General features: G+C 55.7%; 23 protein-coding genes. 13 read left to right on the top strand and 10 right to left on the bottom strand.

Annotated elements, in window-relative coordinates; translation table 11 throughout:
* Positions 1-158 precede the first annotated feature (158 nt).
* From GF423_RS11595 to GF423_RS11585, 3 genes are all read left to right on the top strand, one after another.
* Complete coding sequence (locus GF423_RS11595; RefSeq protein WP_235911750.1) at positions 159-1,304, top strand: metallophosphoesterase; 1,146 nt, start codon at positions 159-161, stop codon at positions 1,302-1,304.
* Positions 1,305-1,352: 48 nt separating this feature from the next.
* Positions 1,353-2,063, top strand: a complete 711-nt coding sequence (locus tag GF423_RS11590) for a hypothetical protein (protein ID WP_154328512.1) — start codon at positions 1,353-1,355, stop codon at positions 2,061-2,063.
* A 105-nt stretch (positions 2,064-2,168) separates the two neighbouring features.
* Complete coding sequence (locus GF423_RS11585) at positions 2,169-3,269, top strand: TlpA disulfide reductase family protein (protein ID WP_154328511.1); 1,101 nt, start codon at positions 2,169-2,171, stop codon at positions 3,267-3,269.
* 24 nt (positions 3,270-3,293) lie between these two features.
* On the opposite strand, the gene GF423_RS11580 is transcribed toward GF423_RS11585, so the two are convergent.
* Positions 3,294-4,412, bottom strand: a complete 1,119-nt coding sequence (locus tag GF423_RS11580; protein ID WP_154328510.1) for a glycosyltransferase family protein — start codon at positions 4,410-4,412, stop codon at positions 3,294-3,296.
* A gap of 68 nt (positions 4,413-4,480) precedes the next feature.
* On the opposite strand from GF423_RS11580, the gene GF423_RS11575 reads away from it, so the two are divergent.
* On the top strand, positions 4,481-5,401 hold the full coding sequence (locus tag GF423_RS11575) for a glycosyltransferase family 2 protein (protein ID WP_206113246.1): 921 nt from the start codon (positions 4,481-4,483) through the stop codon (positions 5,399-5,401).
* Between the two features lie 88 nt (positions 5,402-5,489).
* Entirely contained in the window at positions 5,490-6,503 is a 1,014-nt protein-coding gene (locus GF423_RS11570) for an aspartate-semialdehyde dehydrogenase (protein ID WP_154328508.1), read from the top strand.
* 123 nt (positions 6,504-6,626) lie between these two features.
* Here GF423_RS11570 and GF423_RS11565 read toward each other — a convergent pair whose 3' ends face one another.
* The 6 genes from GF423_RS11565 to GF423_RS11540 form a co-directional block, all read right to left on the bottom strand.
* Complete coding sequence (locus tag GF423_RS11565) at positions 6,627-7,868, bottom strand: WG repeat-containing protein (RefSeq protein ID WP_154328507.1); 1,242 nt, start codon at positions 7,866-7,868, stop codon at positions 6,627-6,629.
* 143 nt (positions 7,869-8,011) lie between these two features.
* Positions 8,012-8,785 carry an acetylglutamate kinase gene (argB, locus tag GF423_RS11560; protein ID WP_206113244.1) on the bottom strand — a complete coding sequence of 258 codons (774 nt, stop codon included), beginning with the start codon at positions 8,783-8,785 and terminating at the stop codon, positions 8,012-8,014.
* 45 nt (positions 8,786-8,830) lie between these two features.
* Positions 8,831-9,941, bottom strand: a protein-coding gene (gene prfB / locus GF423_RS11555; RefSeq protein WP_154328505.1) for a peptide chain release factor 2 whose coding sequence is annotated in 2 segments (ribosomal slippage) — positions 8,831-9,877 and positions 9,879-9,941 — 1,110 coding nt in all. Because the reading frame shifts where the segments join, the coding sequence is not laid out codon by codon here.
* A 126-nt stretch (positions 9,942-10,067) separates the two neighbouring features.
* Positions 10,068-11,891: an AMP-dependent synthetase/ligase gene (locus GF423_RS11550; protein WP_154328504.1), complete on the bottom strand. Its 1,824-nt coding sequence runs from the start codon at positions 11,889-11,891 to the stop codon at positions 10,068-10,070.
* 189 nt (positions 11,892-12,080) lie between these two features.
* Complete coding sequence (locus GF423_RS11545) at positions 12,081-12,338, bottom strand: acyl carrier protein (RefSeq protein WP_154328503.1); 258 nt, start codon at positions 12,336-12,338, stop codon at positions 12,081-12,083.
* Positions 12,339-12,541: 203 nt separating this feature from the next.
* A complete protein-coding gene (locus GF423_RS11540; RefSeq protein WP_235911749.1) occupies positions 12,542-13,639 on the bottom strand; it encodes an N-acetyltransferase in 1,098 nt (365 codons plus the stop codon).
* Positions 13,640-13,926: 287 nt separating this feature from the next.
* Between GF423_RS11540 and GF423_RS11535 the strand changes: the two genes are divergently transcribed.
* Positions 13,927-14,991, top strand: coding sequence for a M20 family metallo-hydrolase (locus tag GF423_RS11535; RefSeq protein WP_154328501.1), 1,065 nt, complete (start codon positions 13,927-13,929; stop codon positions 14,989-14,991).
* On the opposite strand, the gene GF423_RS11530 is transcribed toward GF423_RS11535, so the two are convergent.
* The 3 genes from GF423_RS11530 to GF423_RS11520 form a co-directional block, all read right to left on the bottom strand.
* Positions 14,971-16,326: an MATE family efflux transporter gene (locus GF423_RS11530; RefSeq protein ID WP_154328500.1), complete on the bottom strand. Its 1,356-nt coding sequence runs from the start codon at positions 16,324-16,326 to the stop codon at positions 14,971-14,973. The two genes, GF423_RS11535 and GF423_RS11530, sit on opposite strands and share 21 nt — an antisense overlap.
* Before the next feature lie 224 nt (positions 16,327-16,550).
* Complete coding sequence (locus GF423_RS11525) at positions 16,551-18,191, bottom strand: S41 family peptidase (RefSeq protein WP_241004956.1); 1,641 nt, start codon at positions 18,189-18,191, stop codon at positions 16,551-16,553.
* A 169-nt stretch (positions 18,192-18,360) separates the two neighbouring features.
* On the bottom strand, positions 18,361-18,603 hold the full coding sequence (locus GF423_RS11520) for a hypothetical protein (protein WP_154328498.1): 243 nt from the start codon (positions 18,601-18,603) through the stop codon (positions 18,361-18,363).
* Between the two features lie 531 nt (positions 18,604-19,134).
* Between GF423_RS11520 and GF423_RS11515 the strand changes: the two genes are divergently transcribed.
* The 7 genes from GF423_RS11515 to kdsA are packed head-to-tail and all read left to right on the top strand — an operon-like array spanning position 19,135 to position 25,275.
* Positions 19,135-20,019, top strand: a complete 885-nt coding sequence (locus tag GF423_RS11515) for a DUF5106 domain-containing protein (RefSeq protein ID WP_154328497.1) — start codon at positions 19,135-19,137, stop codon at positions 20,017-20,019.
* 50 nt (positions 20,020-20,069) lie between these two features.
* Complete coding sequence (locus GF423_RS11510) at positions 20,070-20,537, top strand: DoxX family protein (protein ID WP_206113242.1); 468 nt, start codon at positions 20,070-20,072, stop codon at positions 20,535-20,537.
* A 28-nt stretch (positions 20,538-20,565) separates the two neighbouring features.
* On the top strand, positions 20,566-21,642 hold the full coding sequence (gene mnmA, locus GF423_RS11505) for a tRNA 2-thiouridine(34) synthase MnmA (protein WP_154328495.1): 1,077 nt from the start codon (positions 20,566-20,568) through the stop codon (positions 21,640-21,642).
* A gap of 48 nt (positions 21,643-21,690) precedes the next feature.
* The gene (locus GF423_RS11500; RefSeq protein ID WP_154328494.1) at positions 21,691-22,305 is read left to right on the top strand and encodes a bifunctional nuclease family protein; all 615 of its coding nucleotides are present in this window, start codon (positions 21,691-21,693) and stop codon (positions 22,303-22,305) included.
* Between the two features lie 19 nt (positions 22,306-22,324).
* Complete coding sequence (locus tag GF423_RS11495) at positions 22,325-23,653, top strand: MFS transporter (RefSeq protein WP_154328493.1); 1,329 nt, start codon at positions 22,325-22,327, stop codon at positions 23,651-23,653.
* A 13-nt stretch (positions 23,654-23,666) separates the two neighbouring features.
* On the top strand, positions 23,667-24,401 hold the full coding sequence (locus GF423_RS11490) for a 16S rRNA (uracil(1498)-N(3))-methyltransferase (protein WP_154328492.1): 735 nt from the start codon (positions 23,667-23,669) through the stop codon (positions 24,399-24,401).
* A 52-nt stretch (positions 24,402-24,453) separates the two neighbouring features.
* Positions 24,454-25,275 carry a 3-deoxy-8-phosphooctulonate synthase gene (kdsA, locus tag GF423_RS11485; protein ID WP_154328491.1) on the top strand — a complete coding sequence of 274 codons (822 nt, stop codon included), beginning with the start codon at positions 24,454-24,456 and terminating at the stop codon, positions 25,273-25,275.
* Positions 25,276-25,280 lie beyond the last annotated feature (5 nt).

Raw genomic sequence — 25,280 nt, 5'->3', positions numbered from 1 at the left:
CCAACATGCCGGGCACATTGCCGGCCAGGACAACAGTACACAACACGCTATATTTCAACCTATTGTTTTTCCAATTCTGAAAACTGACCAGCGTGAGCCAAGACGTTTTTTTATTGCAAGAGAAAGGCCGAGGGGCAAATTATAGTTACCTTTGCAACATGAAATGGTTTTTCTTGTCGATGACACTCATCGTGGCTGTGCCCGACGCCTACATCTTTGCCACGCTCATTGCAGGCCACGTACCTGCCCTGTGGGCTGCTGCCTGGTGGGTGCCCACGGCCGTCATCATGGGACTCTTGGTGTCGCTCTTGGGGCGTTACAGGCTGGGGCGGCTACGGGCATTTTTTGCGCTGTTCTCGCTCATTTCGGTGCCCAAGCTGGCGTTTGCCGTGTTTGCGCTTTTAGGGCAAGTCGCAGGCTTGCACTGTCAAGGCATAGCCGTGGGGCTGTGTGCCGTGGCTGCGGTGCTGCTTGCTGTACTCTATGGTGCTACGCTGGGCTGCAGCAAGCTCAAGGTGAACAACTACGACCTGGACTACGATGACCTGCCAGCAGAGTGCGACGGGCTGCGACTGGTGCAAATCAGCGATTTCCATCTGGGCACCTACGGACACAGCAACCGCTTTGTAGGCAAAGTCGTCGACACAGTTCTCGGCTTGAAACCCGACTTGATCGTGTTTACCGGCGATCTCATCAACGTTGACGAGCACGAAGTGACTCCCCACACCCATGAGCTGCAACGCCTCAAGGCCCCGCTGGGCGTGTACAGCATCATGGGCAACCACGACTACAACGGCAATGTGACAGCCCTTGAGGACTATGAACGCAACACACTGGGCTGGGACTTGCTGCTCAACGAGAACCGGGTCTTGAGCCGCTCGACTGCACCAGGCAGCAACGTTGCAAGTGCCCCGGTCTACTTGATAGGTGTGCAAAACACGAGCTACGCCGTCTTTGTGTCGCGAGGCAACTTGCGCCAAGCCATGCAGGGAGTGCCTGCCGGGGCCTTCAAGATACTCTTGACCCACGACCCCAACCACTGGCGGCACGAGGTGGTGCCGCGCACCTCGATACAGCTCACGCTATCGGGACACACCCACGCCGGGCAACTCAGGATAGGCAACTGGTCGCCCATCCAATACACCTACCCCGAGTGGGGCGGACTCTACAACGATGCCCAGCATGGACTGGGAGGCTCGGGCAAGAGGATGCTCCTGGTGTCGTCAGGGATAGGAGGAACCAACCACTTCCGTCTGGGAGCGTGTCCCGAGGTAAATCTCGTGATTTTGCACCGCAAGAAATGAAACACCACGCCACCCATGCAAGAGGATGGTACAAAACAAAAAAAAAAAATGAAACAACTGCTCACCATCATGGTCGCTGTCATAGCTGTGGGCTGGACTTGGGCCCGCGACGACGCGCAGCAACAGTACATCCAAGTCGACTGGTATCCACTGCTCACCGACAGTGTGGGCTGGAACATCTACAGCGGCGGGCTGGGGCTGGGCTGGGTCGATGCTACATCGACGCCGGCCAGCTTCAAGACTGGCCGTTCGCTCGAACTGCAATGGCTCACCGTAGTGGGTGCCAAGTACAACACTGGTCACGGCCAGCGCATCACGGCCGGAATAGGCATCGACTGGCGCAACTATCACCTGGGCAACAACATACGTTTTAGTCTCGCCAGCGACGGTCGCCTTGCAATGCTTCCCTATCCCGACGGCTCCTCAAGCCGCAGCTCGAGACTCAGGACCTTCTCGCTCACGGTGCCCGTGATATTCAGGCAGCGCATAGGGGCCGGTATCGACATTGCTGCCGGCATTGTGACCGACTTCAACGTGCATGCCAGCATGGCCACAAAATACAACGACGATGCCGAGGGCAAAATAAAGGAAAATGCCAGCAAGCACCTGCACCAAGTGCCAGTGAGCATCGACCTGATTGCCGGCCTGAGCTTTCACCGCCTGGGGGCCTATGTGAAATACAGCCCGTGCCGCGTGCTCAAAAAGGGTTGGGGTCCCGAGATTAAGCCGCTCTCGGCAGGCATTGCAATCGGGCTATAGCACACACGTGCCGCACCGGGAGAGAGAGCAAAGAAGCAACAATATTTGGATTTTTTTGGCATTTACATTAACTTCGCATCAAAATTGAGAAACAAAACCACTGTAATGAAGAAATACATTTCTCTTGTAACCATGCTGGTGCTCATCGCTGCATTGACAGCATGCAACAGCAACAACCGATTTAAGATCGAAGGAAAGATAGCCGGGGCCAACGACTCGACCCAACTCTGGCTCGAAGCCTCGAGCAACGGCGACTGGTATACCGTAGACTCGACCCGCGCCAACGGCAGCGGCGACTTCCAACTGGCCGAGGACGCCCCAGAGTATCCCAACATCTACCGCCTGCGCTGCGGCGACAAGTCGATTTATTTCCCTGTCGACAGCACCGAGACGCTCAGCATCACTACCAGCATCAAGGCCTTCGACACGCACTACACCATCACGGGCAGCAGCGACGCCGAGCAAGTGGCCAAAATCGACAAGCAGGCCATGAAATATGCCGGCGGCCGTGCAAGCCAGGCAACTCTCGAGGCATGGAAGAAGAAACTTGCTGCCGACGTGATCATCAAGGACCCTGCAAGCATGGTATCTTACTACTTGATCAACAAGTATATCGACAATCGCCCGCTATATGACCCGATGAACGACTTCGACATGAAAATCATTGGGGCTGTGGCCAACGCCTTCAACAGCTATCGCAAGGGCGACCCCCGCACCCAATATCTGGTGCAGATGACACTCGACGGCCAGCGCCGCCGGCGCGAGGCCATGGGCTATCGCGGAACCACCATGCAGGCCGAGCAAATCAACCTGATCGACATCAAGTTGCAAGATGCCAACGGCAAGATTCACAGTCTGGCCCAGGAATCGGGCCATGGCAAGGTGACGTTGCTCAATTTCACGATGTACGACCAGCAATTCTCGCCGGCACTCAACAAGCTGCTCAACGACCTCTACAAGCAATACAATGGCAAGCTGCACATCTTCCAAGTGGGGCTTGACGAGAACGTGAGCCAGTGGCGCGAGGCTGCACACAACTTGCCTTGGACAGCCGTGTACGATGCCGATGGGCAGTCGTCGCGCAACGCGTCGGCCTATCAAGTGACCCAGCTGCCCACCGTGTTTATCATCGACAGCAAGGGCGAGATTGTGGAACGTGTAGAAAACATGCTCCAACTCCAGAACAAGGTAGCAAAATACATGTAAAGAAAGAAGAAGAACCAGGGCATCTTAGCCCAGCAGGCTCTTCCAGAACGACAAGTAACGCTGTGCCACGACAGGTGCAGCGTTATGTTTTTCTACAAAGGCGCGGCTCTCACGGCTCAACCGCGGCAACTGGTCGCGGTGCTTCACGATCCACTCCAGTTTTTGCTCAATATCGCCTTCGGGAGAGGGCACGACATTGATAATCGGGTGATTGTCGTGCTCGCCTATGAGGTCGTAGTACTCAGGCTCGGCACCCGACACGGCCACCAGCCCCTGGGCCATCGCCAGCAAGGCATTGGTGGCAGGGGTGTAGCTATAGAGCTGGTCGAGTATCACATGGCTGTGACTCATGCGGTCGAGATACTGGGCATAGGGCACGCTCTCGACCACATCAAGCTCGCACTCGCCGGGGAAACGCTCATGCACGCGCTTGAGCGCAGCAAGCAGCCTGTCGGTGCCTTTCACGACATTGCGATCGCGCTGAATGCCTATGAAAAAGCGCACCTTGCCAGGCGTTGAGTCGATGTAGCGAGGTGCAATCGAAGCCGTGTCGATGGGAATGCCGGCATACACCACCTTGTCGCCAAACACAGGCTTATAGGCCACATAGTACTCCCACAGGCAGGCCACAGCGCCGTCGACGCGCTGCCCTATATAGTCGAAGTGGGCTTTCATGTAGGGTTGCTTCCAGTTGTCTTGATGCTGATTGATATACTCCGACGAGTTGACAAACGGCGATGGCTTGTCGCCCACCATGTAGTCGCTGTAGCGATAGGTGTGCCCGTCGTGGCAGGCAGTGTAGTAGAGGTAGTCGGTGTTCAAGGCCGAGAGCACGATGCGGCGGTTGTGACGCTTGAGGAAATCAAACACAGGCCTTATGCGCCAGGGCTTGAGTTCCAAGAAGATGGGGCCGCACAGCTGCACCACGTCGTAGCCCTGCATCTTGTGCAGGTTGCACAAGAGCTTGGCCAGGTAACCGGCAGTGCCCATCAATCCCGGACGACGGCTGATGTCGATGTCGCGGGCCGTGTCCATCCATCGCGACCCGTTGGAGGCCACGACAGCCGTGTGGCCCATGCGCCGCAGCTGCACGGCCAGGCAGTTGTGCATGTTGCTGGCATCGCCTACAAAAAGTACTTTCATCACTCAAAGGTAGCATTAATTTTGCGTATTGTCAAGAAATGAAGTAATTTTGGCCCTCAATGGAACGCATGTCGATTGTAATACCCGTCTACAACAGGGCCCAAGTGGTGCAACGCACACTGGCCTCGGTGCTTGCCCAGACTTTCAGGCCAGTGCAGGTGGTGCTTGTCGACAATTGCAGCACCGACTCTACCCTGCATGTGCTCAACGACTTCAAGGCCAGATACTCGGCCTGCGACTTTGAGGTGATCGTGACCCAGGAAGAGCAACACACCGCCGGAGCAGCCCGCAACCGTGGGTTTACCGAGGCTGGCGGCGATTGGGTGATGTTTTTCGACAGCGACGACGAGATGCACCCCAGGCTGGTGGAACGGTACATGTCGAAGCTCAAGGGCAACGACATCGTGGCCGTTAAGGCTCGCCTGCACAAGGCCGACGGCAGCTATAGCAACTTGGCTTTTGCCACCCGCGACATACTGGCCAACCAAATCATACACAGCATACTGGGCACCCAGCGCTATTGCGTGCGCAGCAAGTTTGTGGCCCAGGCCGGGCTGTGGGACGACAGCCTGGCAAGCTGGAACGACTGGGAGCTGGGTGTGCGCATGTTGCTCAAGCATCCCAAGATGGCCTTTATCGACGACACGCTGGTCACCATCAACGAGAGTGGCAAGGACTCTATCACTGGCACCGGCTTCGGACCCAAGCATGGCCAATGGGAGCAGGTGATCGACCAGGTGGAGCGAGAAATTGCCGAGAGCCACGTGACCGACCGAGACCGCTACCTGAGGCTACTCGACTACAAGCGCGTGGTGCTTGCTGCCCACTACAGCCGCGAGGGCCACGACGATTGGGCCCAAGCCCTGTATAGCCAGGCCATGGCCAGGCTTGGCAGCAAGTGGCTCACACGGGCTGTGGTGCCCATGCTCTACGGGCGCATCAAGCGCGGCAAGCGCGGCTCGGGTCAAATTGCAAGGATAATCATTTAGAGAGAATTGAGTATATAATACTTACACAGAAGGCTATCATAGCCGATGTGGCAGACAATTACAACAAAATTCATACTGTAATAATAAAATGAAAGTAGCAATCGTAGGCGCCAGCGGCGCAGTAGGACAAGAATTCATGAAAGTGCTCGACGAGCAGAACTTTCCCGTCGACGAGTTGGTGTTATTTGGGTCGGAACGCAGTGCAGGGCGCATCTTCACCTTCCGCGGAAAAGACTATGTTGTGCAACTGCTGCGTCACAACGACGACTTCAAAGACATCGACATCGCCTTTGTATCGGCAGGTGCCAACACGGCCAAGGAATTTGCTCCCACTATCACCAAGCACGGGTGCATCATGATCGACAACTCAAGCCAGTTTCGCCTTGACGACGACGTGCCCCTGGTCGTGCCCGAGGTGAACCCTGAGGACGCACTCAACGCCCCCCGTGGCATCATAGCCAACCCCAACTGTACCACCATACTCATGGTAGTAGCACTCAAGCCACTCGAGCGCCTGTCGCACATCAAAAACATTCAGGTGGCCACCTATCAGGCAGCCAGCGGTGCCGGTCTCGAGGCTATGGACGAGCTGGCCCTGCAACATGCCGAGATTGCATTCAACCACGACGAGATCACGGTGCGCCACTTCCAGCACCAGCTGGCCTACAACGTGATACCTCACATCGACGTGTTCCAGCCCAACGGTTACACGCGCGAGGAAGAGAAGATGTACAACGAGACACGCAAAATCATGCACAGCGATGTGCGCGTGAGTGCCACGTGCGTGCGTGTGCCCGTGATGCGCTCCCACAGCGAGGCTATATGGATAGAGACCGAGCGCCCCATAAGCCCCGACGAGGCCCGACGTGCCTTCATGAGTGCTCCAGGACTGGTAGTATATGACAACCCCTATACCAACAAATACCCCATGCCTCTTTTTGTAAACCATAAAGACCCCGTCTACGTGGGGCGCATACGTGAGGACTTGAGCAGCGACAACGGCCTCACCTTCTGGATTGTGGGCGACCAAATCAAGAAAGGCGCAGCGCTCAATGCCGTGCAAATAGGCCAGTACCTGCTGCAACACGGGCTGAACCGATAAAAGCCCCTGCACGGCCCAGGCGACTGGTATCGCAAGAAAAAGAGAAAGACGCTGAAGGTGACCAAACATCGCCTCAGCGCCTTTCTGCATGTTGACTTACTGTGCTTATCTCAATTGCAGGTCTCACTTGAAGGTTGTGTTGCCCTGCAGATCGACATAGCCCCACTTGCCCCCCTTGCGCACTGCAGCTACACCCTGGTTGAACACATAGGAGGCATTGAGCAGCTCACCTGTCACGCAGGGTTGGGTGTAGTCAAACTGGCAGGGTATGACCTGCTTGCCCTCGGGGTCGACAAAGCCGAATTTTCCGTCCTTGTCGTTGAGTGCCAGGCCCTGGTGCACATTTCCATCGACGGCAAACGGCAAGAGCACCTGCTGCTTGCTCAACAGGCGGTAGACACGTGTGGCCGTGTCGCCCGCAGCGCCTGTCTCCTGCCCTACCATGACATAGCCCTCGCTGAAATCGGAAACAAAACGGGTCATGGCCACCTCGTCGGTTGCATAGTGCCGGGCTATGGTCTCGGCACCCGTGGTGTCGATAAAACCAAACTGGCGCTCATCGGCAGTGACCCATGCCATGCCATCGTGGAATTGCCCTGGCTTGAGGCCTTGCTTGAGGCTGAACTGCTTGTTGCCCTTGGTGTCGATGAAGCTGTACACATAGGGGAACATGTCGTCGTTGTCGTCTTCCTTATACACAGCCACAGCTGCAAGCCCCTGGGCAAAGTCGTGGGCCTCGTCGTAGATGCAAGGCACCACCTCGTTGCCCTTGCGGTCGATATAGCCGTATTTGGCACCATTGTCGTCACCCTTCATGATGCAGGCCAGCCCATTGTGAAAAGAATAGATGGCACCGTCGGCAGCATAGCGCGAGGCATCGATCACCTTGGCGCCAGTCTTGTCGATAAAGCCGCAACAGGTGTCGTTGTACACATAGGCAAGGCCCTCGCTGAAGTCGGCAGCCTCATCGTAGATGTAGTCGACTACCTGACGGCCCGTAGCGTCCATGTAGCCCCACTTGAGTTGGCGGTCGTAACTCTGCTGGGCACCCGACACTTCCTTGGCCACAGCCACCATGCCGTCGGCAAAGTCGCGCACATAGCCGTTGTCGCGATAGAAGCCATAGTCCTGCCTGTCGGTGCACACATCATACTTGCGGGGAATGAAGCAAGGTATCACCTCGGTGCCGGTAGAGTCGATATAGCCCCACTTGCCATCGCGGCACACGGCAGCATAGCCGTTGTGAAAGGTCTGCACGATGTCGTACTTGGCAACAGCTGCCTTAAACTCGGGGGTGATGCGCACTTGGGCCTGGGCCTGAGCCGCAAGCACAAGAATGCCTGTATAAACAAAGAAACGTTTCATAATCGTTTGGGTTTTCGATTTTAGACTACAGAAATATCAAAAAGTTAAAAACAAAAAATGTCTCAAGTGGAAAAAGTAACACACTTGAGGCATTTTGTAACACAAAGCGTGAGATAAACGGGCACGTGAGTGTCACTGGCGCCTCACTGCAGGTGAGTGCCCTGCGAGAGGTCGTCGAGATGTGCGACACTGGTAATGACAACTTCACGCACCCCGCTCTGCAGAGCCTTGAAGGCATTGCTGAGTTTTGGTATCATGCCTTGGTTGATGACACCTGAGGCCTTGAGCTCCTGAAATTGCCGGAGCTGGAGCGAAGCAATCACGCTGCCGTCATCGCCGGGGTCGAGCAAGACGCCGTTCTTTTCAAAACAATACACCAGCGTCACGTCGTAGCGCGACGCCAGGCTCCTGGCAGTCTCGGCAGCGATAGTGTCGGCATTGGTGTTCAAGATATGGCCCTTGCCATCGTGAGTGAGCGGTGCCAGGACAGGAACCACGCCAGCCTCGACAAGCGTCGACAAGGCGTGGGCGTCGACCCGTTTCACATCGCCCACCCAACCATAGTCGATGCCATCGACCACAGGCCGCTTGGTGCTGAGCATGATATTCATGTCGGCCCCGCACAGGCCCACGGCATTGAGGCCCATGCACTCAAGCATGGCCACAATGCGCTTGTTGACAAGCCCGCCATATACCATGGTCACCACGTCGATCATCTTGTCGCCGGTGATGCGACGGCCTTCGACCATCGTCGTGTCGACCCCCATAGCACGAGCCACACTGGTAGCCATCACGCCGCCGCCGTGCACAAGCACCTTGCGGCCCTCGTGGGCAGCAAAGCGGGCAAGCATGGCTTGGAGCGACGAGGCGTTTTCCACGACCTTGCCTCCTACTTTCACCACGAGCAGTTTTTCCATATTTCTCATTTTTTCAATCGATTGGCGACAGCATACACGCAAGCGTCAATCCTCGTTAAACTCCATGAGATAGGCCTTGATAAAGCCGTCGATGTCACCGTCCATGACACCGCCCACGTCGCTGGTTTGGTAACCGGTGCGGTGGTCCTTCACTCGACGGTCGTCAAAGACGTAGCTCCTTATCTGGCTGCCCCACTCTATTTTCTTCTTGGAGTCCTCCACCTTGCGCTGCTCCTCGCGACGATGCTCGAGTTCCTTGTTGTAGAGTATCGACTTGAGGTTGCGCAATGCGTTCTCACGGTTTTTGGGCTGGTCGCGAGTCTCGGTGTTCTCGACGAGAATCTCTTCCTCCTCGCCAGTGTAAGGGTCCTTGTACTGGTAGCGCACACGCACGCCCGACTCCACCTTGTTCACGTTCTGGCCACCTGCACCGCCGCTGCGGAAGGTGTCCCAGCTGATGCGGGCCGGGTCGAGATGTATCTCGATCGTGTCGTCGACCAGCGGGGTGACAAACACCGAGGCAAACGAAGTCATGCGCTTGCCCTGCGCGTTGTAGGGCGACACACGCACCAGGCGGTGCACACCGTTCTCACTCTTGAGATAGCCATAGGCAAAGTCGCCGGTGATGCTTATCGTGACCGACTTGATGCCGGCCTCGTCGCCGTCGACCATGTGCTCGATGGCAGTCTTGTAGCCATGCTTCTCACACCAGCGCAAGTACATGCGCATGAGCATCGAGGCCCAGTCCTGGCTCTCGGTGCCGCCGGCCCCCGAGTTGATTTTCAAGATGGCATCCATCTTGTCCTCGTCGTGCCGCAGCATGTTGCGCAACTCGAGCTTTTCGATCTTGTCGAGCGCGTCGGCATAGAGCTTGTCGAGCTCCTGCTCGTCGATGACGCCCTCCTTCACAAAGTCGAAACCCAAGGTCACCTCGTCGACGGCCTTTTCCACTGCGGTGCAGCTGTCGATCCAGAAGTGCAGCAGCTTGATTTTCTTCATCTGCTTCTCGGCAGCCTTTTGGTCCTGCCAGAAGTCGGGCACATGCGTGCGCAATTCTTCTTCTTCTACTTCGATTTTCTTGTTGTCGATGTCAAAGATACCTCCTCAACGCATCCTTGCGTTCTTGTATCTCTTTTAGTTGGTCAGCAGTAATCATTTCGAGCTCAATGATTTTTTGGTTGTTAATAAATAAAATTAGCTATAAATAAAATGCGCACGGGCACAGAGCAGCAACTGGCGTCATGCAACAAACAGCACACCCCAGTGTGCATGCACTCGCGCATTACGGTTTCTTCTTGTAATCGATGGCGTAGATGGCATCGATGAGCTTGGAATAGCGCTTGAGGATGACCGGGCGACGTATCTTGAGCGTGTTGGTGAGCTCGCCTGTCTCCATCGTGAACATGCGGGGCATGATGATGAACCGCTTGATTTGCTCATAACTGGCCATGTCTTTCTGATAACTGTTGATGCGCTCTTCCATCATCTTGTGTATGTCGGGGTTGTTGACCAGATCCTCGGTGCTGGCAAAGGCGATGTGCTTCTTGAGGGCATAGGCACGCAACTGCTCATAGGAGGGCACGATGAGAGCCGACACAAACTTGCGGCCATTGCCTATCACCGCCACTTGCTCGATAAACTTGTCTTGTGCAAGTGCAGTCTCGAGCACTTGGGGAGCAATATACTTGCCATTGCTGGTCTTGTAGAGGTCTTTGAGCCGCTCGGTGAGCACGAGCTGTCCCGACTCGGTGAGCTCACCGCAGTCGCCCGTGTGGAACCACCCGTCGCGGTCGATGGCCTGGGCAGTCTCCTCGGGCTTGTTGTAGTAGCCCTTCATCACCGTGGGGCCCTTGACCAGAATCTCGTTTTGGTCGCCTATCTTCACCTTCAGGCCAGGCAGCGGCGTGCCCACAGTGCCAAGTTCCCAGCCAGGAGCAACATAGAAGCTCACCGAGGCATTGGTCTCGCTCAGGCCGTAGCCAATGACGATGTTGATGCCTATGCCATGCAGAAACTCGGTGATATTGTCGCTCAGCATGGCCCCTGCCGTGGGATAGAAGTGGGGATTGACCACGCCAATGGCTGCACGCAGCCGGCTGAACACTTTCTTGTCGAAGTACTTATACTCGCGCTCGAGCAGAGCCGGCACCTTGCGGCCCAGCCTTGTATACTTCATGTTACGCTTTATGCCGCATGCAATGGCGCGCTTGAAGAACATGCGCACCACCGGCTTGGCGTGCGACACATTGTCGTTGATGGCCGTGTACACTTTCTCCCAGAAGCGCGGCACACTGCACATGCAGGTGGGTTGAATTTCTTTCACAGCCTTCTGGATTTCCTTAGGATTCAAGTTGATGGCGACACGCACGCCGTGAATGAGGCACACCATGGTCCACCCCAGCTCAAAAACGTGGCTGAAGGGCAGGAAGCTCAACGAGATATCGTTGTCGGGGTCGAGGTCGGTGATGCGCATGCTGTGAGCCAGCATGGCGGCATTGAAGTTGGCATGGGTGAGCATCACTCCCTTGGGCTCTCCGGTAGTGCCGCTGGTGTAGATGAGATACATCACGTCGGACGGGACCCCTGCGGCACGACGCTTGTCGACTTCGTTCTGGAGGTCTTTGTCGTCGCCGAGCTGCATAAATTGCTCATAGGTCAAGCTCACCTTGTCGTGGGGCAGGCGCTCAACACGAGGGTCGAGCGTGACCAAATAGGCAAGCGACTCGCACTCGTCGAGCAGTTGTAATCCCAGCTCATACTGGCGCTGGTCGCCGGCAAAAAGCACGCGCGAGCCACTGTCGTCGATGATATACTTGGCCTCGCTCTTGCTGCTGGTGGCATAGATGGGCACCGGGACGGCGCGGTTGTAGAACGCCGCAAAGTGCGAGACGAGGATCTCGGGGCAGTTCTGGGTGAAGATGGCAATCTTGCCCTGCGGCTCAACCCCGGTTTTATATAGTGCGCGGGCTTCGCGCTCAATATCGCGCTTGAAACGGTTCCAGGACATCGAAGTCCATGCTTGCGTCACATAGTCTCTATATCGTAGTGCCTCTCGGTCGCCGTAGCGTTCTGCCTGGCGGGTGATCAAGTCAACAAATTCGTTCATGTTTGACTGAAAGCTGTTATATATTTGTTGCAAAAGTACTCAATTTACAGCTCTTGCCGAAGACAGTTAACATAGTTTATAGATATAATGCGCTCGGGCACGACAAAGGCTGGCAGGCGTCTCGCCTTGCAAGAGCTACAACCGCAAGGGCAGGCGCCGGCACACGGGCCGCATTACCGCCGTGGGCAGTCATTGCTTATTGTTGTCGGGAAGATGACTCTCGACGTAATCGTAGAGGTCGCTGAATGTCTTGATCGACTTGAGCTCGGCTGACGGGATAAGCACCTTGCACTTGAACTGCACGATACCCACCAGGTCGACAAGGCTGAGGCTGTCGAGGTTCAACGTATCAAAGATAACAGCATCGGGGTTGATCACCGACGCATCCACTCCATACTCGTCGGCAATTTCCTGGTTTATACTCTTGATAATTTCTTCACGTGTCATAGCGTTGCTCTTATGATTAAAAATATGTCGCAGTTGAGTACTTCAACTGGAAAATCGTACTGCTGCCGCAGGCTACAGTGTGGCGTGGCTCAATTGTTCAACAGTGGTGCCTAAACAAGACCTTATCCCCATTCCTGCGACAACTACACTGTGATTTTTTATTGTCAACAGATATATATATTTTAAAGAGTGTATATAGCGCGTTATATTTTCTTGCAATAGCAGCGTCGTCTACACACATATTGCGGGTCGAAGAGCTTCCATTGCGACAATTCCTTCACATTGGTCTCCAATTGCGGCCCCGTCTGCGCCACCTTGATTCCCATTTGGTTGTAGACCTTGACCAGATCGGCAAAAAACAGAGCATTCACGCCCAGTCCCTGATAGTCGGTGCGCACTGCCACCAGCAGCAGGTCGGCCATATCGCTGTGTCGGCCCTTGAGCGCACGCAACAAGTGAAACCAGCCAAAGGGCAGCAGGCGCCCGCCAGCCTTTTTCAGGGCGTGGCTCAAGCTGCACATGGTGATGGCCACCCCCACCAGGTCACCTTTCTTGTCGGTCACCACAGGCATCATGCGCTTGTAGTCGACAAGAGGCATGAATTTCTTCACTAAGTAGTCGATTTGCTCCTCGCTGAACTCGGAGAAACCATACAGCGGCTTGTAGGCCTCGTTGAGCAAATGAAAAATTTTGTGGCCATAGCCACCCTTGATGATTTCGCGGCCTGTGAGTTTGCGCACTCGCAAGCCGTAGAGCCGCGTGACCATGCTGGCGGCTTTGGCAAAACGCGCGGGCAACGTGGGGGGCACCTTGACGCGCACCGAGACCCAGTCGACCGCCTTGGCATAGCCCAAGGCTTCCAAGTGGCGGGGATAGTAGGCCGGGTTGTAGATGGCAATGGCCGAGCCCTCGATGTCAAAGTCGTCGACAAGCATTCCCTCTTTGTCAAAGTCGCTGATGCCCATGGGACCCTGAATCTCGGTCATGCCCTGCTGCCTGCCCCACTGGGCGACAGCGTCGAGCAGCAAGCGTGTGACCTCGATGTCGTCGATCATCTCGATGAAGGCAAATCGCACGGTTTTCACCTTCCACGTCGCGTTGGCCTTGCGGTTGACAATGCCCGCAATGCGCCCCACTGGCTGGTGACTCTCGTCATAGGCGACAAAGGCGGCTATGCTCGAAAATTCAAGCCCTGGATTGCGCGACGGGTTGAAGGTGCCACGCACATCAAGCTCCAAATCTGGCACATAGCAAGAGTTGCCCGCATAGATTTTATAGGGCAATCTCACAAAATCGTTCATTTCCTTCCTGGTCCGGACTATTCTGACAACATATTTGTCCATAGACCACAAAATTAATCAAAAAAAACAATACTTGTCATTAAAGATTGCTACAAAAATCAACTCTTGCTGTCATCAATATAAAACGGCATTTTAATTTGGCACCTGCCGAATATTTTGCACTTGGCAATGGAGTCAAAGCCAAATTGACTATTGCCGCAGCCTGGAGAACATGCAAGCAAAATTTATTATCTTTGCAGGCCGGGGGCCACCGAGCTGGCGACCCATAATACACAAACGATGCACACATGGATATCGACGAGATTTACTACGAAGCTATCGACTTGCTGAAGGCGATGATTGCCACCCCACGGGTGAGCAGAGAGGAAAATGAAGTGGCTGGCGTGGTCGAGCACCACATGCGCGCTTGGGGCATGAACCCTAAGCGCAGCGGCAACAACCTGTGGTGCATGCCGCCCGACTTTGACCCGGCCAAGCCTACAGTGCTGCTCAACGCCCACCTCGATACTGTGAAGCCTGTCGAGGGCTGGAAGCACGACCCCTATACCCCAACCCAGGAGGGCGGCAGGATATATGGCCTGGGCAGCAACGACGACGGCGCGTCGGTCGTGTCGCTCATGGCTGCCCACCGCATGCTCGCCGGGCACGAGCAGCCCTGCAACTTTATTTTTCTGGCTTCGGCCGAAGAGGAAGTGAGCGGCAAGGACGGAATTGAAATGGTGCTGCCCATGCTGCCCCGCATTGATGTGGCACTTGTGGGTGAGCCCACTGGCATGAATCCAGCTATAGCCGAGAAAGGACTCATGGTGCTCGATGCTGTGGTGCATGGTGTGGCCGGACACGCTGCGCGCAACGAGGGTGTGAATGCCATCTACCTGGCTGTGGACGCCATCAACAAGCTCCGACACCTGGAATGGGAAAAGGTGTCGCCCACGCTGGGCCCGGTGAAGGTGACTGTGACCAAGATAGAGGCGGGCCAGCAGCACAACATCGTGCCCGACGTGTGCAAGATGCTCATCGACGTGCGCACGACCGATGCCTACACCAATGCCGAGACCCTGCAGCTCCTGCGCGAGGCCGTGCCAGGGTGCGCGCTCACGCCCCACTCCACACGGCTCAACCCGTCGAGCATCGATGCCAGCCACCCGCTCGTGCAGCGAGCTGTGATGCTGGGCAAGGAGCCCTATGGCTCGCCCACCTTGAGCGACCAGGCCCTGATGCCGTTCCCCTCGTTGAAGATGGGACCTGGCCAGTCGAGCCGCAGCCACACGGCCGACGAGTATATCGAGTGCGACGAGGTGCGCGAGGCTATCGACACCTATATTGTGCTGCTAAACGGGCTGCACCTGTAACCGCCGCTTCATCTGCCTGTAGACATAGAAAAAGGCTGGCACAAGAAACAGGCAGGCGCAACACCACGCAATGGGGTCGCCGAAACATATGGCCCAGTAGCCCCATGCCGGCACAGCCAGCACGCTCACCGCCACGCGCGCAATCATCTCGCTCACCCCGCTGCCCATGGCCAGCTTGGTGTAGCCTGCGCCCTGAATCGAGTAGCGCAAGATCGACAACACCCCAAGAGCCACGAAGAAGGATACCGAAACATGCAGAAACCGTGATGTGTAACCTATCACGACCTGCTCGTGCGATGAAATGAAAAGCCGGGCAAAGATGTGGGCCCCCGACCACAGCACCACAGCCATAAATGCCGAATAGAGCAGCATGAGCTTGCTGGCGTCTTTGATGCCGGCCCATATGCGATGCGGGTGCCCGGCGCCGAAGTTCTGACCGCAATAGGTGGCCATGGCCATGCCCAGGCTGTCGAGCGGGCACATGCAGAACATCTTGATGCGCATGGCTGCGGTAAAGGCACTTATATAATTCTCTCCCAGTGCGTTGTTGCTGCTTTGAAGCATGATGCTGCCTATGGCCGTGATCGAGTATTGAAGCCCCATGGGCACTCCCACGCTGAGCAGCGTGCGAGCCAGGCCCGCATGCCAGCGATTGTCGCCCTCCTGCATGTGAAGAATGGCAAATTTCTTTTTCATGTACACATAGCACAGCACCGCCGACACGGCTTGAGCCACCACTGTGGCAATAGCCGCGCCGGCCACGCCCCAGCCCAGGACCAGGATGCACACCAGGTCGAGCACAATGTTGAGCACGGTCGAAAACAGCAGGAACCACGAGGGCGTTTTGCTGTCGCCCAGTGCCCTGATCACACTCGAGAGCAGGTTGTAGAACAGCGTGGCCGGAATGCCCAGAAAGGTGACAAACAAATAGGCATTGGCATCACTGAAAATCACTTCGGGCGTCTGCATCCAATGCAGAATGTAGGGGCACAACACGCACGTGACGGCCGCCACAAGCACAGCCATGATGCCCGACACCTTGAAGCTCATGGCCACCAGCCGCCGCATCGACCGGTAGTCGCGCGCGCCAAACTTTTGCGCCACCGGGATGGCAAAGCCGCCGCAACAGCCATTGCAAAACCCGAGAATGAGAAAAATCACGCTGCCACTGGCGCCCACACTGGCCAGGGCATTGATGCCCAGGCACTGGCCCACGATGGCAGCATCGACGATGCTGTAGGTCTGCTGCAGCATGTTGCCCAACAGCAACGGCACCGAAAAATTCAAGATGAGGGGCAACGGCCGCCCCGATGTCATTTCCTTTACAGCTGGCATAGAAAAACAATAAACAAATCAAAAAGTCATAACCACCCCCTGCCGCCACGGCTGGCTACAGCAGCAGTTGCAAGGCCCTGGCCGCACTGTCGCTTGTGGCACGAGGGCTAAAAAAAAATAAAATCACTGCAACAAGCAAGGAAAGCACACGTGTGCATGCGTGCTACACGCACGAGGGGCAAACCCGCCGTCGCGTGCCTCACTCGAGTGAGGGGCGAGCGGGTTCACTTTTTCTGGGCAGCAGCCTTGGCTGCCTCCTCACGGGCCTTGTGCTCGGCAGCCAGCTTGGCATACTCGGGGTTGCCGTCGTGCAGCAACGACTGGAAACGACTCTCGTCGTTGAGCACCTTGAGGGCCGCCTGCAAGTCGGGGTTGCGATGGTTCACAATCATGCTGTACACGCCCTGGTCGCTATACAAGTCGCGCCCTATAATCCCCTTGAGCACAGTGCCAAATACACCCTTGCTGGTCGTGAAGCCCTTCTCGTTGTAGCTCACCTTGGCCTTCTCGCCGGCGGCAATGAAGGCCTGCATGTCGGCCGCGGTCAACTCAAACTTCTTGTCGAAGTCGGCCGCTGTGGCATAGCGCGACTTGAGCTCGGCACGATGCTTGTCGACGTAGTCGAGCGCATACTGGTAGATGACACCCTTGGCCAGCATGTCGCGATAGTAGGTGCTGTACTCGCTGGTGTCGACAGGCACAAAAATGTCGGGAATAATGCCGCCGCCGCCATACACCACACGGTGATTTTTGAGCGTGGTATACTTGAGCGAATCGTTGAACTGGATACTGTCGATGTGATAGTACTCGCCCGTCTTGGAGCGGTCGATGATGTCGTCTTCATAGGCCTTCTTGTTGCCCTTCTTGTAGGGCTTCTGCACGCATCGGCCCGAGGGCGTGTAGTAGCGGGCCACGGTGAGGCGCATCATCGAGTTGTCTTCGAAGCGGATGGGGCGCTGCACCAGGCCCTTGCCGAAGGTGCGACGGCCCACCACCACAGCGCGGTCCCAGTCTTGCATGGCGCCGGTGAAAATCTCGGCTGCCGAGGCACTGTACTGGCTCACGATGATGGCCATCTTCAAGTCCTTGTAGCGGCCGTTGCCCATGGCCTTGGCCTCGCTGCGCGGGGCATTGGTCCCCTGGGTGTACACAATCATCTGCCCGTTGTCGAGAAACTCGTTGCACATCTCGATGGCTGCATTCATAAAGCCGCCGCCGTTGTCGCTCAGGTCGACGACCACCTGTTTCATGCCCTGCTGCGAGAGCTTGGCCAGCGCCTGCATCATCTCGGCATAGGTCTTGTTGCCAAAACTGGAAATCTTGATGTAGCCCGTCTTGTCGTCGAGCATGTAGCTGGCATCCACGCTGTAGAGCGGAATGCGGTCGCGCGTGATGACAAAGGTGATGAGCTGAGGGTCGGCACCGCGCTTCACCTTCACGGTCACCTTGGTGCCCTTCTTGCCGCGCAGCCGCTTCTGGATAGCACTGTTGCTCATTTTCACACCTGCAATGGCAGTGTCGTTCACCATCACGATGCGGTCGCCCGGCAAGATGCCCACGCGCTCCGACGGGCCGCCGGCCACGGTCTGTATCACATAGAGCGTGTCCTGCTTCATGTTGTACTGGATGCCTATGCCCGAGAACTCGCCTTGCAGCGGCTCCTCAAGAGCCTTGGTCTCCTTGGCGTTGGTATAGGACGAGTGCGGGTCGAGCTTCTCGAGCATGCCCATGATGGCATTCTCCACCAGCTTGTCCTCGTTTACAGTGTCGACATACAGGTTGCGGATGGCATACTCGGCGTTGTAGAGCTTGTTGAGGGCCTCGCGTGTGTTGGCCGTCGAGGAGAAAACTGCAAGAGCAGCCATAAGAATCATACTGATTGTGCGCATAACATCAAAATTTCCTAACTTCATTTTGCCCGCAAAAGTACAACAAATTAATGACTAAGCGTAGCAAAGAGAAGATAATTATATTAAATTCACACTGCCCAAGCATGCAGTTTGGCAGCCAGTGCCGCCAGTGCCGCCGCCACCGCTACTTGCCCAGGCCAGGCGCGATGATCACCTTGGCATAGTCGCCTGTGGCGCGGTCCATGATGCCGTAGAAATCGTCCTCGTCGATCACCTCGAGGTCTCCCCTGGCGTCAAAACCAGCCACAATGGCCTCGCGCAGCTCCTCGACCTTGGCGCGAGCCTCCTCGGGGCTGGCAAAGCGGTAGGCATCGCTGCCCGTCTCGCCCTGGTTGAAGTACTGAAAATAAACCTGATACCGTTTCATGCCGTAAAGATACCACTTTTTTCTAAAAAAAGACACAACCAAGCAGCCACCCCAGTCAAAACAAAGCACGTGCCCATCCACCCGCACCCACCCACAAGAAATGACGCAAAAGGCGTCATTTTAGCAAATTTATCAATGAATATTCACATTTGATAATGTTTGAGTAATCAATCTACAAGAAAAGGCATAACGTTATTGTTTTAAAATGTCTGGTTTACTACAATCCAACTGTCCAAATATGTTATTTCAATTTATACTAAAATGCCTCCGATCAGAATTTTAATCTAATCGCCTCAAAGTTAAATTAAACGGCAGACCCCGATAAAAAAAATAAATTTCGATTCTCCCAAAATGTTTTCTACTGGCAAATCGCTAATTTTACACCGGCCAGTTGAACCGGGCGAAAATTTAAAAATGACGACAAAATTGGGGGATTGTGGCGCTTTTCGGGGCAATAATTTGGGCAATTGAGCACTTTGTAGTACCTTTACTATTTAATTGGAAAAATGTAGATTTATTACAACGACCGACATGAAAAAGTTTTTGACTTTATTCACTTTTTTAATTCTCTCCCTGGCGGGGATTGAGGCGAGCGGGGCTGACTACAAGACGCTGTTTGCCTACCCCTCGGCCCCCGACACATGCAGCACCACCGAGTCGAGGTTCAACTACTGCACGCTGCACTTTTGGGACAACTTTGACGTGACCAAGCAGCTCACGCCGGCGACCGACAGCCTGCTGGTGACGGCGATGAGCGACTTCATAAGCTTCATGAAGCAGGCCAACGGCAACGTGGCGCTGGGAGCCATAAGGAGCCTGATGTTTAAGGCGCAGGCCAACAAGCCGAACTTCATGAAGCTCATGGATGCGGCCAGCCTGCTGCTCTACTTGAACAATCCCGGGGTGAAAGACGACGTGTATCTCACATTTTTGAAGTGCGTGCTCGACGCCTCGTGGGTGCCTGGCAAGGACAAGGCGCTCTACAAAGACCTGTACAGCCGCATCGATGCCTCGCGGCTGGGCGCCGAGATGCCCAACATCGACGTGAGCGACGGCAGCGGCAAGAAGAAGCTCTACGACCTGCCTGCCGACTCGGCCCAGATGGTGCTGCTCTTCTTCACGGGCGACGATGCCGACAGTCCGCTCGAGCGCACCCGCCTGAGTGTTGACGTGGGTGTGAACGAGTCGATCAAGGCCGGCTACATGAAGGTGATCAACATCTACACCGGCAAAAACACGCGGCAATTTCTCGCCGAGGCCTCGCAGTACCCCAACTGGACACTGGTGGCAAGCCCCGAGGTATACAAGCAGATCGACGTGAGGGGCGTGCCCTCGCTGTTTATTCTCGACAACAAGCACGTGATTCAGACCAAGAATGTGACAGTCGACTTCATAAAACGTGCATTCTACAATTAAGGAGACATAAGGCATAACAACGAGATATGGTTTCATCAACGGTAAAAAATTTGTTTCTATACAGCGCCGGGCACACCTACAGCAACCTGTCGCGGTTGTTTCTGCGGCTGTTTACAGGCGTGATGTTTCTTCAATTCGGATTGCGGCAAATCATGCATTTCGACGAGATTGCCCAGGTGTTTCCTGGCCTGTGCGGCATGACGCCCGAGGTGTCGATTGCGGTCGTCACGGCCATCGAGCTGGTGTGCGCCACCTGCATCATTCTGGGGCTGATGATGCGCATCGCTCTCATTCCCTCGCTTGTGCTCATGGTGTGCATCACCGTCATGCTCATGGGGCACGGTGCCGACCCGGCCAGCCAGGTGTTTATCTTCAAGCCTGGCTACCCTGTCATGTTTTGCGGCATATTCATCTACATGCTGCTGGCCGGCCCGGGGAAGATATCGGTCGACTATGTGATCGCAACGCTGCTGCTCGACCGCAGCAAGGAGGACGACGAGGTGCTCGACAAGGCTTGAGCGCCACAACAATTAAGAAACAGAAGACATGAATATAGCAGTATTGATATCGGGCGGCGTCGACAGCGCCGTGGTAGTGCACAAGCTGGTTGAAGAGGGCAAGCACGACTTGCACCTGTTCTATATACAGATAGGCATGGACGACGACGAGGGCGACTGCAGCGCCGAGGAAGACATTGAGATGTGCACCTTGATAGCCAAGAAATACGGGCTGCCCCTTGACGTGGTGTCGCTGCACCAGGAATACTGGGACAACGTGATGGACTATGCACTGCGCACCGTGAAGGCAGGGCTCACGCCCAACCCCGACATGATGTGCAACCTCATGATAAAGTTTGGCTACTTTGAGCAGCGTTGGGGCAAGGACTTCGACATGACGGCCACCGGCCACTATGCCACCACCGACTGCGTGGGGGGCATCAAGTATCTGGCCACTGCGGTCGACCCGGTAAAAGACCAGACCGACTTTTTGGCCCAAATCACCCACGAGCAGCTCGAGCACGTGATGTTTCCCATAGGCAACCTGCCCAAGAGCGAGGTGCGCCGCATTGCGCAAGAGGTGAAGATGCCCAATGCCTACCGCAAAGACAGCCAGGGCATATGCTTCCTGGGGCAAATCAACTACAACGACTTCATACGCCGTCACCTGGGCGTGAAGCGCGGTCCCATCATCGAGATAGAAACGGGACGCAAGCTGGGCGAGCACAACGGCTACTGGTTCCACACCATAGGGCAACGCAAGGGCCTGGGATTGAGCGGCGGGCCGTGGTATGTGGTGAAGAAGAACATAGCCGACAACGCCATCTATGTGAGCAACGGCTATGGCACGGCCAAGCAATATGGCCGCGTGCTGCACCTCGACGAGATGCACTTCATCTCGGGCAACCCCTGGCAAGGGCAGGAAGGCACGTTTGAGATCACATTCAAAAACCGCCACACCCCCATCTTCATGCCGGCCCGTTTCACCCACCTGCGCGGCAGCGAGTGGGTGATCGAGAGTGAGCGCGACGTGCAGGGCATAGCTCCCGGGCAGTTTGCCGTGATCTACGACAGAAATCACCACTTGTGCTATGGCAGCGGTGTGATAACGGGTCAAAAGATATAAGTTTAAGAAAAAAAGACACAAAAGTAGACTTACAATAGAGAGATAGATATGGAAGACAAAATTGAGTTGAAAGTATTGGGCATTACCTACAACCCCGTGCAAAGCGGCGCCTACGCCTTGCTGCTTGCCGAGGTCGACGGTCCCTACCGCATACCCATTGTCGTGGGACTTGCCGAAGCCCAGGCAATAGCCATGAGGCTCGAAAACATCATTCCGCCCCGTCCCATGTCGCACGACTTGATGGTGAGCATGATGCACGCCTACGGCATTTCGCTCGACGAGGTGTTTATCTATAAGTTCAAAGACGGCGTGTTTATGAGCGAGTTGAAACTCAACGACGGCGAGCGTCACATCTCGCTCGACTCGCGCACCAGCGATGCCGTGGCCCTGGCCCTGCGCACGGGGGCTCCCATCTTCACCACGCCCGAGATTGTAGACAAGACGGGCATCATCATGGAAACCAAGGACGGCGAGAACGCCCCCATTGCCCATCAGGCCCACAAGCCGCTCGAGGAGCAACCCATCGAGGTGCTGCAACGGCGCTTGGAAAAATATGTGGAAGACGAGGAATATGAGCGTGCAGCCGAGATACAGAAGATCATCAAGGCACGCACCCATCGCGGAGAGTCGCCTGAACAAGGAAACAAAACTTCTAACGAATAGCGTTAATATAAACTTGACTATGAAACATCTGAAAGTAAGACTTACAGTGATGAACTTCCTGGAGTTCGCTGTATGGGGTGCCTATCTCACATGCATGGGCAACTATCTTGTAAAAGCCGGCATGGGCACCGAAATAGCCTGGTTCTATGCCTTGCAAGGCATAGTATCGATATTCATGCCCACCCTCATGGGCATCGTGGGCGACAAGTGGGTACAACCCCAACGCCTGCTGGGTCTGTGCCACCTGGGCGCCGGGCTGGCCATGATAGCCCTGTGCTACATGGGCTACTCGGCAAGTGCGGCCGGGACCAATCCCAACGAGGCTGCGTTTATCGCCGTGTATACCGTGAGTGTGGCCTTCTACATGCCCACACTGGCTCTGGCCAACACCACGGCATTCACCATTCTCAAGGACAACGGCTATGACACGGTCAAAGATTTCCCGCCGATACGCGTGTTTGGCACCGTGGGCTTTATCGCCACAATGTGGTTTGTGAACTGCGCCACACTCGACAATGGCACCTTCAGCCTTACGCTGGCACCGAGCGAGGGAAAGTTCCAGTACACCTACATGCAATTTTTGGTGTCGGGTGTGCTGGGTGTGATACTGTTTCTCTACTGCCTCACCCTGCCGCAGTGCAAGCTGGTGAGCAAGCCCAAGCAATCGCTGGCACAGACCCTTGGGCTTGACGCCTTCAAGCTGTTTAAACGTCGCAAGATGGCCCTGTTCTTCATATTCTCGATGCTGCTGGGCATGTCGCTGCAGGTGACCAATGGCTTTGCCACACCATTCATCACCAGTTTCAAGGGCAGCACCGATCCGGCCATAGCCAACTCGTTTGGCGCCAACAATGCTACCATGCTTGTCTCGCTCTCGCAAGTGGCCGAGGCCCTGTGCATCCTGCTCATTCCATTCTTCCTGAAGCGCTACGGCATCAAGACAGTGATGCTCATTGCCATGTTTGCCTGGGTGCTGCGCTTCGGCTTCTTCGGCCTGGGCAACCCTGCATTTCCAGGCGTCATATTGTTCATTCTCTCCTGCATCGTCTATGGCGTGGCCTTCGACTTCTTCAATGTGTCGGGCGGTCTGTTTGTCGACAAGGAGTGTGATGCCAGCGTGCGGGCCTCGGGCCAGGGCTTGTTCATGCTCATGACCAACGGGCTCGGGGCCACCATAGGCACCCTTGCAGCAGGCAAGATTGTGAACCACTACTGCCACTACAATGAGGGAGGCTATCTTGTGGGCGACTGGTCGAGCGCATGGTTTATCTTTGCCGCCTTTGCGCTGGTCGTAGCCATTGCATTCATGCTACTGTTCAAGTACAAGCACAACGGCCAGCAGGCATAGCGCACACGAGGTCATGCATCGTTTCTATCATCCCGATATCGAGCACATGCAGGCGCTTCCCGAGGAAGAGTCGAAGCACTGCGTGCGGGTGCTGCGGCTCGTCGAGGGCGACGAGATAGAGGTCGTCGACGGCCGCGGAAACCTGTATCGCTGCCGCATTGTCATGGCTCACCCCAAGCGGTGCTGTCTCGAGATTGTGGCCACCCAGCACGTGCCGCCCCACTGGGGGCACAAGATAGTGATTGCTGTGGCACCGCCCAAAAACATCGACCGCATCGAGGACATGGCCGACCGTGTGACCGAGATGGGCGTCGACCGCATTGTGCCCCTGCTGTGCAACAACAGCGAGCGCAAGGTGCTCAAGACCGAGCGGCTGCGCAAGATACTCGTGGCCGCCATGAAGCAGTCGCTCAAAGCCACACTGCCCGTGCTCGACGAGATGACGCCGCTGGGCACGTTGCTGGCCGAGCCTTTTGCCGGCGACAAATATATTGCCTACATCGACCCCTCGCTGCCGCGTGAGCAGCGCAAGGACTTTGCCCGGGAGTATGTGCCAGGCCACAACACCATGATTGTGATAGGGCCCGAAGGCGACTTCAGCCCGGCCGAAATAGAGGCAGCTCTCAAGGCTGGCTTCACACCCGTGTCGCTGGGTCAAAGCCGGCTGCGCACCGAGACTGCAGCCATGTGGGCCGTGGCAGCATGCCATGCAATCGATCAACGTGAAAAATTAATAAAGCAACATTAAAACATATTACCGTCGAAGCTACAAGCCCGACGGCTGAAAGCAAAAGAAAAAAATGATAAAAGAATTAATGTCATCTCCCACCGGCAATTTTTTTCTGCTCGCCGGTCCCTGTGTAATCGAAGGCGAATCGATGGCACTCAACATTGCCGAAAAAGTGCTTGGCGTGGCCAGCCGTCTCAATATACCCTATGTGTTCAAGGGCAGTTACCGCAAAGCCAACCGCTCGCGTCTGGACTCCTTCACAGGCATAGGCGACGAGAAGGCGCTCAAAATATTGCGCAAAGTGAGAGAGACGCTGGGCATCCCCGTTGTAACCGACATCCACACCCCCAGCGAGGCTGCAATGGCAGCACAATATGTCGATGTGTTGCAAATTCCCGCATTCTTGTGCCGCCAGACCGACCTGCTTGTGGCTGCCGCCCACACGGGCAAGATGGTGAATGTGAAGAAAGGCCAGTTTCTATCGCCCGAGGCTATGCAATATGCCGTGCAGAAGGTGCGTGAAGCCGGCAACGACGAGGTGACCATCACCGAGCGCGGCACCACCTTCGGCTACCAGGATCTCATCGTCGACTACCGCGGCATCCCCGTCATGCGCAAGTATGCCCCCGTGATTGTCGACATCACCCACTCGCTGCAACAGCCCAACCAGAGCAAGGGCGTGACAGGAGGACGCCCCGAGCTCATCGAGACCATTGCCCGGGCCGCCATTGCCACGGGCGCCGACGGCATCTTTCTCGAGACACATCCCGACCCGGCAAATGCCAAGAGCGACGGGGCCAACATGTTGCGCCTCGACAGGCTTGAAGGCCTGCTCGAGCGACTCACGACACTGCGCATGACAATAAACGAAATCAACAAAAACAATAAATAGCAAAA

The organism is Sodaliphilus pleomorphus (assembly GCF_009676955.1).
In the GTDB taxonomy this organism is placed as follows: Bacteria; Bacteroidota; Bacteroidia; order Bacteroidales; family Muribaculaceae; genus Sodaliphilus; species Sodaliphilus pleomorphus.
The sequence above is the reverse complement of the archived record's forward strand: the minus strand, read 5'-3'. Positions and strand labels throughout refer to the sequence as shown.

What these genes read in the sequence shown, in the direction of transcription:
- GF423_RS11530 (WP_154328500.1), bottom strand. Translation starts at nt 16,326, where the DNA reads ATGCCAGCTGTAAAGGAAATGACATCGGGGCGGCCGTTGCCCCTCATC.
- GF423_RS11525 (WP_241004956.1), bottom strand. Translation starts at nt 18,191, where the DNA reads ATGGCTGCTCTTGCAGTTTTCTCCTCGACGGCCAACACACGCGAGGCC.
- GF423_RS11585 (WP_154328511.1), top strand. Translation starts at nt 2,169, where the DNA reads ATGAAGAAATACATTTCTCTTGTAACCATGCTGGTGCTCATCGCTGCA.
- GF423_RS11565 (WP_154328507.1), bottom strand. Translation starts at nt 7,868, where the DNA reads ATGAAACGTTTCTTTGTTTATACAGGCATTCTTGTGCTTGCGGCTCAG.
- GF423_RS11500 (WP_154328494.1), top strand. Translation starts at nt 21,691, where the DNA reads ATGGAAGACAAAATTGAGTTGAAAGTATTGGGCATTACCTACAACCCC.
- GF423_RS11540 (WP_235911749.1), bottom strand. Translation starts at nt 13,639, where the DNA reads ATGAACGATTTTGTGAGATTGCCCTATAAAATCTATGCGGGCAACTCT.
- GF423_RS11570 (WP_154328508.1), top strand. Translation starts at nt 5,490, where the DNA reads ATGAAAGTAGCAATCGTAGGCGCCAGCGGCGCAGTAGGACAAGAATTC.
- GF423_RS11515 (WP_154328497.1), top strand. Translation starts at nt 19,135, where the DNA reads ATGAAAAAGTTTTTGACTTTATTCACTTTTTTAATTCTCTCCCTGGCG.
- GF423_RS11550 (WP_154328504.1), bottom strand. Translation starts at nt 11,891, where the DNA reads ATGAACGAATTTGTTGACTTGATCACCCGCCAGGCAGAACGCTACGGC.
- kdsA (WP_154328491.1), top strand. Translation starts at nt 24,454, where the DNA reads ATGATAAAAGAATTAATGTCATCTCCCACCGGCAATTTTTTTCTGCTC.
- GF423_RS11545 (WP_154328503.1), bottom strand. Translation starts at nt 12,338, where the DNA reads ATGACACGTGAAGAAATTATCAAGAGTATAAACCAGGAAATTGCCGAC.
- GF423_RS11595 (WP_235911750.1), top strand. Translation starts at nt 159, where the DNA reads ATGAAATGGTTTTTCTTGTCGATGACACTCATCGTGGCTGTGCCCGAC.
- GF423_RS11535 (WP_154328501.1), top strand. Translation starts at nt 13,927, where the DNA reads ATGGATATCGACGAGATTTACTACGAAGCTATCGACTTGCTGAAGGCG.
- GF423_RS11495 (WP_154328493.1), top strand. Translation starts at nt 22,325, where the DNA reads ATGAAACATCTGAAAGTAAGACTTACAGTGATGAACTTCCTGGAGTTC.
- mnmA (WP_154328495.1), top strand. Translation starts at nt 20,566, where the DNA reads ATGAATATAGCAGTATTGATATCGGGCGGCGTCGACAGCGCCGTGGTA.
- GF423_RS11520 (WP_154328498.1), bottom strand. Translation starts at nt 18,603, where the DNA reads ATGAAACGGTATCAGGTTTATTTTCAGTACTTCAACCAGGGCGAGACG.
- GF423_RS11490 (WP_154328492.1), top strand. Translation starts at nt 23,667, where the DNA reads ATGCATCGTTTCTATCATCCCGATATCGAGCACATGCAGGCGCTTCCC.
- GF423_RS11575 (WP_206113246.1), top strand. Translation starts at nt 4,481, where the DNA reads ATGTCGATTGTAATACCCGTCTACAACAGGGCCCAAGTGGTGCAACGC.
- GF423_RS11590 (WP_154328512.1), top strand. Translation starts at nt 1,353, where the DNA reads ATGAAACAACTGCTCACCATCATGGTCGCTGTCATAGCTGTGGGCTGG.
- argB (WP_206113244.1), bottom strand. Translation starts at nt 8,785, where the DNA reads ATGGAAAAACTGCTCGTGGTGAAAGTAGGAGGCAAGGTCGTGGAAAAC.
- GF423_RS11580 (WP_154328510.1), bottom strand. Translation starts at nt 4,412, where the DNA reads ATGAAAGTACTTTTTGTAGGCGATGCCAGCAACATGCACAACTGCCTG.